General features: G+C 51.3%; 3 protein-coding genes. 1 reads left to right on the top strand and 2 read right to left on the bottom strand.

Going from position 1 to position 11,013, the window contains the following annotated elements; translation table 11 throughout:
* Positions 1-39: 39 nt before the first annotated feature.
* Together ACGHTT_RS12400 and ACGHTT_RS12395 are read right to left on the bottom strand one after the other, a co-directional pair.
* Positions 40-2,190 carry a putative glycoside hydrolase gene (locus tag ACGHTT_RS12400; RefSeq protein WP_390590939.1) on the bottom strand — a complete coding sequence of 717 codons (2,151 nt, stop codon included), beginning with the start codon at positions 2,188-2,190 and terminating at the stop codon, positions 40-42.
* A 39-nt stretch (positions 2,191-2,229) separates the two neighbouring features.
* Positions 2,230-4,728, bottom strand: coding sequence for a glycoside hydrolase family 3 N-terminal domain-containing protein (locus ACGHTT_RS12395; RefSeq protein WP_390590936.1), 2,499 nt, complete (start codon positions 4,726-4,728; stop codon positions 2,230-2,232).
* An 812-nt stretch (positions 4,729-5,540) separates the two neighbouring features.
* On the opposite strand from ACGHTT_RS12395, the gene ACGHTT_RS12390 reads away from it, so the two are divergent.
* The gene (locus ACGHTT_RS12390) at positions 5,541-10,928 is read left to right on the top strand and encodes a di-heme oxidoredictase family protein (RefSeq protein WP_390590934.1); all 5,388 of its coding nucleotides are present in this window, start codon (positions 5,541-5,543) and stop codon (positions 10,926-10,928) included.
* Positions 10,929-11,013: the final 85 nt, after the last annotated feature.

Below are 11,013 nucleotides of genomic sequence, written 5' to 3'. Positions count from 1 at the left end.
GCCAAGAGCAGGTGTTGAGGTTGTCGTTCACTGCGGAACTTAGTTGCTTAATACCCAGCTGATGTTATCCAGTTGAAGGTGAACGCCTTCCTGCTCCGCCCATGTCGGCAGCAGGGCAAAAGGGGTGTTTACCTTGGTTAGGTCTAAGCCGCCGGCTACCAAATCACTGACCGGTACCTGTACGGTTTCCCAGCCGTGCATACCGGGTTGACCAATATTTATATCGCCAGAAGAGCAGGGGTGACCGCAATCGGCTTTGATGTTTAAAGATGTCGCCGTGGCATAATCGATGACGTTGATATCGAATTGCAGGAAACCCGTACTAGCGAACGCGCTCATGTTTTGAACGGTATCAGTTTGAATAAAGACCAAGCCGTTGCGAGCGGCACCGGAAAAGCTTACGTCAATAACTTTACCGCGGGTTCTATCCGCTGCATCGACTAGATCAACCAAAATGTGGGGGCTGGCTTCTTGCCAGATTAAAATACCTAAGTTCCAAATGTTATTAACGGCGTCGTCGAAAATGCTCACTGTCTCGTTAATCTCTCCACCCGAGACTTGGGTAAGCGGCGCTAGATTACAGCTTGCTAAGCACACCAAGCGTAGATTGTTGATTTGAATTTGCGCGGGGCCGCTTGCCTCTATCACGAAGGGATTTTGCACAGCACCGAAATCCACATGACCCGCTTCAACGCTATTCGCTTGTAGTTGATGGAAGGGCACTGAAATGCTGGTCCACTGGTTCGTGGGTAATGTTGCTAAGGTGTATTCGGATAGATTAGGCCAGCCGCTATCGAGCTTTACGCTGAGCTGGGTTTCTGGCGCAGCGCTGACGATCTTAATATCGAATTTGAGTTCGCCGTACTGCGCCATGTTAACGAGCTGTAGGCCGGTATCCGTATCGGCGACAGGGCTCGGGCCGGTGCGAATAAAACTATTGCCCGCGCCGTAGAACGTGGTTTGCCACAGCGTGTTGTCACCCTCAGTAACGGTTTCTGTGATTACATCGCCGTCGACAGCTGACCAGCTGGCTAAATCCATACCTTGCTCTACCGTGCCGGTACTGGTTTTAAGCGGTAAATGTTGTAGACCGTCTTGAAAAACAGCAAACGTATTTTGCGCCGGCCTTGCCGTACCTATGGCTTCAATGTTGGTATCAACCTGTGTGGCGCAGCCTCTGCCGTCCTCGCTCGGAACCCCTTCAGGTGCGCACTGATAAACGCGCACGTAGTCGATGCTAAAACTTTGAGGGAATTGGGTGTTAGCATTTGGGTTGCCAGGCCAATTGCCACCGACCGCAAGGTTGAGTATCAGGTGAAACTGCTCGTCGAACGGTGCTCCCTGTGAACCGTAGCTGTAACCCTCAGCCTGATCTTTCCAATAATAGGTAAACCAACCATTGGTTGAATCTGTAGCCGGGCGTTGAGTCGCATAGTGGGTGCCGTCCAGGTACCAGCGAATTTCATCGCGCTCCCATTCTACGGCATAAACATGTTGGCCTTCCCAAACATTGCCCTGAACGGTTTTCGCCGCGCCTGAGTAGGTATTTTCCGGCCAAAATTTTCCGTAGTGCAAGGTGCCGTGGATGTCGTTTGGATTCGTGCCGGTGTTGCTGTTGACGGCCTCCATAATGTCAATTTCACCGCTTGCAGGCCAGCCGCCGTAGCGCCATTCTGTCGGCAGCATCCAGATGGCGGGCCAAATGCCTTGGCCCTGGGGTAATTTGGCGCTAATTTCCATGCGTCCGTAACGCCAGTCGCCTTGATTTTTGGTGCGAAGGCGTGCCGAGGTGTAGTTGCGGCTGACGCTGGTGTCCAGTGGGTCGTAATTTGGCGCGTCGTCATTTTGACTTTGACCGTTAAACACTTCTTGTCGGGCCACGATATTGAGCAAACCGTTGGCGACAAAACTGTTTTCGTCCCGGTCCGTATAGCACTGCAATTCATTATTGCCACCGCCGGTACAATTTTTTTCGTGGTGCCATTTATTGCTATCTAGGGTATCGCCATTAAATTCATCACTCCAAACCAGCTGCCAGTTTTCACTTATTGTTGGCGTTGGCGTTGGCGTTGGCGTTGGCGTTGGCGTAGGAGTAGGAGTAGGAGTTACTGCCGCATCATCACCACCCGACGAACCGCCACAGGCTCCCAAACCAAGGCTGAGAAAAATTGGTACCAAATAGTGTTTCATAATTTTGTCCTTATTATTGATTATTATGCTGTGAATAATTTACTTTTTTTCACACGGGCTATCGCCCGCTTCGAACCGTAAGTTGTAGAGTGTCAACTTGGCCTTGCCATCAGCGCTAAGCGAGAAAGGTGCTGTAATTTTCTTGAGTGACGGGCTGAGGCACGCAAGTGGAATGCTTACTTCCTGCCAGTCCTGAGATCCATTTTGTGTGTAGTTATTCAATTCAACGGTTGAGCAGCCGCTTGCACAGCGAAGACCGAGAGTAATAGGTGCTGGGTCTTGCCACTGTAAATCGAACACCAAGCGGCCGTTATTGAATCGACTTAAATCCACCGCGTCATGACTTTCGAATAGGAGTTCGGCTGCACCCAGCCACTGCGCAGCTATGGCATCTTCTTGCACAAAGCGATCCACAGTTTTTAATTTTATATGGGTGGTTTCAAGGCTGGCGCCGTTGAGGTCGGTACGCGTGTTGTTGTCGATGACGCGCAAGGTCCAAGGGCTAAAGGTACGCTGTTGAAAAATGGCTTGTTGGTTCGACGCGCTCGATGCTAGGTCGCCGGGTGCGACCTCAAGTGGGTAGGGCGTGGTATCTACTTCACCGTTGGTTAAACCAAAGTAAAGTGGGAACTGCGGATCGTAATTTTCTGTGTTGGCATTTTGCGCCACTTGATCGGCATGTTTAGGCCAGGAAAAGCTGAGCTTGCCGGTAAATGGAAAGCGCAAACTGCCATCGTCATTGGAAAATAATACGTCGCTGATGCCGAGCGCTTCAGTGCCTGGCTGCCAAACAACGGCGAAGGCATCACTGGCATTTAGGTAAGCGTTGGTTGCCAGCGGTCTACCTGTAATAAACAGGGCAACCACGGGAATGCCTTCAGCTTGCAGTGATTGCAGTAACGTCAAATCTGCTTCCGAGCGAAAGCCGAGGTCGCCGAGGTCACCCTGCATTTCCGCGTAGGGGTCTTCACCAAAAACTACAATGGCTACGTCGGGTTTAGTGGTGTACTTTCCATCCTCACTTAATTCAACGGTGCCGCCTGCCGGCGTTACGGTAGAGGCAATGGCTTGGTAAATGGACGTCGCCCCCGGGAAGTCGGCATTGGCATTGCCCGTGCCCTGCCAGCTGATAGTCCAGCCGCCGGTTTGCTTACCGATATTATCGGCGCCGTTACCAGCAACTAATATGTTTTGGTTGGTTTTTAACGGTAATAGTTGATTGGCATTTTTCAACAACACGACCGATTCGCGCACCGCTTGACGTGCAATGGCGCGGTGTTCTTGATGGCCAATCATGGTTGTATCGCCCGCGAGCGGGTAGCTCGAGGGGGCGCCTTTATCGAAAAGTCCGGCGCGCAATTTAACCCGCAATATACGTCGCACGGCGTCGTCTAATCTGGCTTGGCTAATACGTTCGGCTTTTACATCGTCGAGGGTGTTGGTAAACAGTTCGCGCCAGTTGGCATCGGGTGCCATGAACATATCGACGCCGGCATTGATGGCTTCGGGGCAGTGGGTGTCACTGCAGCCAGGTATAAACGCATGGCCAGCCCAATCGCCCACGACAAAGCCATCAAAGTTAAGTTTATTTTTTAGGATTTCGGTGAGTAAGTAGTGATGCCCGTGTAGTTTGTCGCCATTCCAGCTGCTGAATGACGCCATAACCACTTGCACATTGGCATCTAGCGCAGCGAAATAACCTTGAGCATGAACGTCGATCAATTCGGCTTCGCTGATGTTGGTGTCGCCCCTATCAATGCCCTTGTGGGTGCCGCCATCGCCGATAAAATGCTTTGCGGTGGCAATAACCTTGCCGTGGCCGAGAAAATTGTCGCTACCTTTCAATCCTTGCAAGCCCGTTACCATCGCGCCTGCATATTGTTTAACCAGCGCTGGGTCTTCGCTATAAGATTCATAAGTACGGCCCCAGCGATCGTCTCTCGCCACGGCAATGGTCGGTGCGAAACTCCAGCTGATGCCGGTGGCGGCCATTTCCCGCGCTGTGGCTGCGCCAATGGCTTCAATGAGCTTGGGGTTATGTGCTGCACCCAAGGCAATGTTGTGGGGAAATAGGGTGGCGCCAATCACATTGTTGTGGCCGTGTACGGCGTCTGTGCCCCACATCGCAGGAATTTTTGTTGGCGCTTTCACTTGCATGGAGCCTTGATAAAAACCATCGGCGAGCGTTAGCCAATCTTGCAAGCTGGCGTGTTTATTTTGCTGCGGAAAAGAGCCGCCGCCGTTCAGCACCGAACCTAAAAAGTAATCGCGGCTATCGTCGGGCGACACGTGGCGAATTTCTGGTTGAATGATTTGACCGACTTTTTGCGCGAGCGTCATGCTATTTAACAACGTGCTGATGGTTGCTTCGAGTTCGGCATCTATTGCTGCCTTAGGTCTTGCTGGCCAGAGTGACGCCTCAAACATGATATCGGTCTCCACTTTTTCTGGTGCTTGGCCTGAGTGGGCTGGCGCTGAGTTGTCGCAACTCAAGAGCAGTAAACAGGACAAGGTGAAAGGGGCAATTTTTATGTTCATAGAAGCGCTCGTTTTAGTGTGGCCTTGTCTGGCGAAACGGATGACCAGAGTGTGCTTGCGTTAGCTGTTGTTGTATGACTGTGCTTACTCAGCGGCGTGTTAAGGGTTCACTGCATCATAAATGTAAGCGCTTACATAATCTTGGATGACCGCTCTATTGTCAAGTCGAATAGGGCGGTAAGCATACATTTCAGCAGTCAATCGTGTTGCGCTCTTCGGATCCATGGCTGGCACGTGTGTACATCGTTGCAACGCAGAAATGGGTAAATACTTGAGCCGTTTAGATAAATTAATGCTGATAAGTGGGATCGACTACTCAGGGCCTTATGTTTCGCTATTGACTAAAAACCGCGAATACACTAAGTTTGTTGTAAGCGCTTACATTTTGGCGGTAAAAATAAAACAAAGGCCCACAAAGGGTGAGTGAAGCGCAATAGGACAATGTCAGTCACGCGGCGAGCCAATGGATAATCTGTGCCATTGGGTGTGAGAGAAGTCAGTATTGCAGTTAATGTACAAACGATAGTCCTATGCGTTTGTGTGAATGATTGAACGAAACTTTTGACAACTGAAACCTGCTGTTTCAGTGACGGCTAGGTATCACCTGCGCTTTATGCGCCGTTTTGGCAAACCTTACGGTCAAAAGTTACTGCCAATAATTTATTGCTGACTAAGTGTTGACGATCGAATTTTTTGGTTTTTCTAGTGCCTGTGCGCTGTTGCCAGTAAACGCGATCTTTGGTGCGCTGCCGTGTGCGGTTAAAGCGATTGGCGTGCCCCTAAATAAACATAAAAACATGTGGGCTAAAGCAATGAAGAATAATCATGGAAGTAAATCTATTAGGTCTGGCACTCGCCGGTTACCCGCGGCATTACTAGCGGCATCGACCTTGGCGTTGACGCAATTATCGCTTGCCGATTTGAGTAACCCCGTTATCGGCAATTTACTCTTCGAAGAAAATTTCAATACTTTCAATGCCGCGCACTGGAACCAAGTAGAGGGCGATGGTTGCCAGATTGGCCTTTGCGGCTGGGGTAATCAAGAGCTGCAGTGGTATAGCGCTAATAATCTCAGCATCGAAGATGTACCCAATGAAGCGGGCAATAAAGCCTTAGTACTACAAGCCCGTAATGAAACGGTAGAGGGCAGGGCGTTTACCTCGGGCAAAGTGGATAGCCACAATAAACTTGCGGTGCAGTACGGCATGATCGAAGTGCGGATGCGGGTACCGGAAGTGGGTATTGGCTTGTGGCCAGCGGCGTGGATGTTGGGTACCAGCACCGCCAGTTGGCCAGCCAAGGGCGAAATCGACATGATGGAAATGGGGCACCGAGCTCAAGGTATGGCCGATGCCGGTCACGCAGGTGCCGATATCAATAGTTATGTTGGCGCCAATGCAATTTTCTACGCCGATGCCGCTTGTGTTCCTGAAAACCCTACGTGTGCAGCGATGACCGCATGGCAAACGGATAATGCGTATGTGGCAAGTCAGCCACTGAGCAATCGCTTCGTCACATATCGCACTTACTGGACCGATTCAGAATTGCGTTTTACCGTGGTCGATAACGGCATTGAGTACGACATGTACAACGCGCCTATTGGCATCACCGAAGAGTCGAGTGAGCTTCAGCAACCGTTTTATTTATTGTTGAACTTGGCCGTGGGTGGAAACTTTACTGACGCCGCCAGCAACGCCCAAGTGACGGCACCCTTGCCCGGCAAAATGTATGTAGATTACGTGCGCGTTTATCAGTTAGACGGTATGGGGCAGGTGTTTACCGGCAGCGTCAATCAGGCGGAAACGGGCACCTTTGGTGTGTTTACCGATAACACGCCTACCACCAATAAATTACAAGCTGGCGCTAGCTCAGATATTTATATTTGGAATCAAGACTCCGTGGTTGCCGGAACTACAGCGCCGGCCGAGGGCGATAACGTTATTGCTTGGCGGTATGTCAGTCCTAATCAATGGTTCGGCGGTGGCATTCAAACGCGACAAGCGCGCGATATGAGTAATTTTGTCGACGGCGTGATGAAATTTAAAATAAAAATTCCGGCCGATGTTGGTTTTAAAATCGGCATTGCCGACACCTATACCAATGAAAACTGGTTGACCTTTCCCGCCTATGAAACAACCTACGGGTTAGTGCGCAACGGTGAGTGGGCTGAGGCGAGTATTCCGGTTACCGATCTACGCGGCAGTTTAATTGCGCTGCAATCACTCGCGGGAATGTTTTATATCGCAAGCTTAGACGGAGCGCTACCGAGCAACAGTTTTGAATTTGCCATTGACGATATCGTCTGGGAAGGCGGCGGTGGCGTTGTTGTGTCAGACAGCGATAACGACGGCGTTAACGACGATCTCGATCAATGTCCAAATACGCCTGCCAATACACCGGTCAACAGTGCAGGTTGTGCGCTGCCTGCGCAGGGCGTCGACTTGCATCTGGAGGCCGAAGATTACAGCCTTTATTACGATCTTAGCGCCGGAAATACTGGTGGCGCTTATCGCAGTGATGACGTCGATATAGAAATCACTTCAGACGACGGTGGTGGCTACAACGTTGGTTGGATAGATGCTAACGAATGGCTAGAGTTTAGTGTGGATCTGGCTGCCGGCACCTACGACCTCGCGACGCGTGTCGCGTCTGCACCAGGGGGTGGCGCTTATTCATTGAGCTTGGATGGCAACACCTTGGCCACGGATTCTGTGTCAGCAACGGGTGGTTGGCAACAATTCGAAACTCATACCTTAGGTCAAGTGACGGTGGCTGCTGGTACCCAAACCTTACGCGTTAATGTGAGCGCCGGCGGCTTTAATCTCAATTGGATTAAGTTCATCGCGGTTAATACCGATGTTGATAACGACGGCGTACACAATGACGACGATCTCTGCCCCGATACACCCGCAGGCGTCGAGGTGGACGCTCAGGGTTGCACCTTGATTAATACCGATAGTGTTCGCGTACAAGCGGAGGATTACAGCAACTTTTTTGACACTACCGCGGGTAATACCGGCACGGCTTATCGTACCGACGATGTCGATATTGAGGCGACAACGGACGCAGACGGTGGCTTTAATGTGGGCTGGACTGACGCAGGTGAGTGGTTGGAATACAGCGTCTTTTTAAACGAAGGCACTTACGATGTGTCGGCGCGTGTTGCGTCGGATATCAATGGCGGCAATTATTCTGTACGCGTTGACGGTGTCGATTTAGGCGCAAACAATGTCGACAGCACCGGTGGCTGGCAGAGTTTTGTAAGCCAAGCGGCCGGCCAAGTTTACCTAACGTCAGGTTTACATACGGTGCGTGTGACATTCAACGCACCCGGAATCAATCTTAACTGGCTGCATTTTACCTCCGTCACCGTGCTTGATAGCGATGCTGATGGTGTGCCCGATGCCAATGATCAGTGCCCGGGCAGTGCGGCAAATGTTCCCGTGGACAGTTTCGGTTGCGCGCTACCCGCCGACAGCGACGGTGATGGTGTTATAGACAGTGCTGATCAATGTCCAAATACCGCGGCCGGTGTGCCCGTGCAAGCCAATGGTTGCCCGGTGCCTGTGAGTGTTTATGGTGTTGAGCAAACCAGTGCCGATAGCGTGCGCTTTTTTGTCAACACCAGTAGTTGGGCCGATTTACATTATCGTGTTGCTGGCGGTGGTCAAATTAATGTCGCTATGACACAGGCCAATGGCGTTAATAGTTATAGCGTTTCAGGCTTAGCTCCCAGCACTGTCTTAACCTACTCGTTCACCTATTGGGACACCGAAAAAGGTTATGCCGTCGATAGCGCAGAGCAAAGTTTTACCGTTAATGGCGGCGGTAATCCGGTTCAAGATAGCGATGGCGACGGCGTTGCCGACAGTGCCGATGCCTGCCCCGGCACCCCGGCTGGAACGGCAGTAGATGCTTCCGGTTGCCCCGTGGTTACTCCGCCTACCAATAACATAGAAGTAGCGGTTGCCAACGGTTTGTTGGTTGGTGGTGTGGGTTCGTCAAAACCCGGTTTTAGTCTTTATGTTTTCGATAACGATCAAGGTAACGCAGGCAGTAGCTGTAATGGCAACTGTGCCACCAGCTGGCCGCCGCTCTTGATGTCTGATGGCAATGCCAGTGGCGTTGCAGGTCTTGGTAGTGTGACGCGCACGGATGGCAGTGTGCAGGTCACTCACAATGGTCGACCCCTATATTTCTATGCCGCCGATCCAAGCGCTGGCAGCACAGTCGGTCAGGGTGTTGGCGGCGTGTGGTGGACAGTAAGTTATGGCACTGAGCTGGGTAATATAGCGCCGCTATTCGATGCTAGTACGGCACTTGAACCTGTCATTCAATACGATCGCGGCGATGCTTTGGTAACGCGCTTTTCCGATCGCGCGCGCGATCGACATGCTAAAGAAAATCATTTCCAAGCGTACGACCACTACCTTACTTTTTACTGGGAAGATCGCACAGCGGCGATTGAAATTGTCGATTATGTCGCTAAGGGCGGCACCAGCATTCGTATGAATGTCGTGACCGAAAATAAACTCGATGACCTGCAGGCGGAAAATCGCTGGTGGTATATCGGCATGAATACCTTGGCGGAGTATTGCGGCAATGGTGTAATGAATATGGTGGATAATACCCACTATTGGAAAGAGGAAACCTATAACTGTCGCGAAGGTAGAAATATTCAGGTTGGCGATAAGTTGGAATTTGAAATTAGCCAATTTTTAGATGCCACTACCTTGCCGCGCGGTCGTTCGAATTATTACGGCACCACCTTTTTGTACATCGTCGGTCAAGGCATAGTGCCTTGGGATGTGACCGATAAAGTGGCGTTCCAAGGTGGTAATCGCTTACAGCGCGACACCATTCCGGTTCCGGCATCCGCACGCTTAGGTGGTGATACCAGTTTACACGTGCAGATGACGGCAGAGCCCGATGGGCATTTTCAACAAATGGCGACTAATTTAGGTTACGACAACGGTCAGCCTTTTGTGCTGGGCCGCCGCGTGCATCACACCTCTTTCGTCGATGGTAGTCACGATGAAAATCCGGAAAATGGCATTTTTACGGGTATGCCGGGTTTAGTTGGCCCTCACTATATCAATCAGCGCTGCGCGGCCTGTCATGTGCGCAACGGCCGTGCCGAAGTGGCGGCAATTGGCGAGACCTTAGATAAGTGGGTGTTTAAAGTTGGGGACGCCTTCGGCAATTCTCACCCAGACTTGGGCCGTGTGTTGCAGCCAAAGGTTAGCGCTGGCGCCGCCACAGAAGGCGCGCCGTCTATTGCATCTTTTTCCGAAAGCAATGGTTTACGCAAACCTAACTATCAATTCAGTGGCGTGGTACCGGAAACATTTTCCGCACGTATTGCACCGCAATTAAACGGCATAGGTTTGCTGGAGGCTATCCCTGAGCAAGCGGTGTTAAACCTTGCCGATGAGAACGATGCCAATGGCGATGGCATTTCTGGTCGAGCACAAAGAGTGATAGATCCAGTGACGGGTGTAACGCGCTTAGGACGTTTTGGTTACAAAGCTGCAGCGAGCAGTGTTAAGCATCAAGTTGCAGCAGCGTTCAATACCGATATGGGTGTTATGACCTCGGTAATGCCGGCGCCCGACTGCGGTGCCAATCAATTTGACTGCGGCACGCAAGGCGTCGAACTGGGCGATCAACACCTCGATAATTTGGTGAAATACATTTCACTCTTGGGTGTGCGCCCACAGCGCGATTACAATAGCGCTAGCGTGATTCAAGGTAAAGCCGTGTTCAACACTATCGGTTGTCAGGCTTGTCACACCGAGACTTTTCAAACTTCTGAGTTCCATCCGCTCGCCGAGTTGCGCGATCAAACCATTCGCCCCTATACCGATCTGTTACTGCACGATATGGGCGCAGGTTTAGCTGATAATTTAGGCGAGGGCGAGGCAACTGGCGCCGAATGGCGTACGGCGCCCTTGTGGGGTTTGGGCTTGTCCGCTTGCGTAACTGGTGGTGTTGCGGGTCAGCATGGCTGGGATACCTTTGGTCTTGATGGTCATGAATATTGCACCCCGGTTGAGAGTTATTTACACGATGGTCGCGCGCGTACCCTTGATGAAGCTATCCGTTGGCATGGCGGTGAAGCCGAGGCGACCAAGCTGAGTTACGAAAGCTTGTCCTCTGCCGATCGCAATGCGCTGATGGACTTCTTAAAAAGTTTGTAAAACCTTTTCTCGTTTGGCGTTTTCTCTCGTCGCTTATACGGTGCCTTAGGGCGCCGTTTTTTTTGCTCAATTTCTTCAATCAAGT

It is taken from the genome of Simiduia litorea (genome assembly GCF_042853465.1).
Lineage (GTDB): Bacteria > Pseudomonadota > Gammaproteobacteria > Pseudomonadales > Cellvibrionaceae > Simiduia > Simiduia litorea.
The sequence above is the reverse complement of the archived record's forward strand: the minus strand, read 5'-3'. Positions and strand labels throughout refer to the sequence as shown.

Bases quoted from the DNA above. Each gene is read 5' to 3' on its own strand.
- ACGHTT_RS12400 (WP_390590939.1), bottom strand. From the start codon at position 2,190: ATGAAACACTATTTGGTACCAATTTTTCTCAGCCTTGGTTTGGGAGCC.
- ACGHTT_RS12395 (WP_390590936.1), bottom strand. From the start codon at position 4,728: ATGAACATAAAAATTGCCCCTTTCACCTTGTCCTGTTTACTGCTCTTG.
- ACGHTT_RS12390 (WP_390590934.1), top strand. From the start codon at position 5,541: ATGAAGAATAATCATGGAAGTAAATCTATTAGGTCTGGCACTCGCCGG.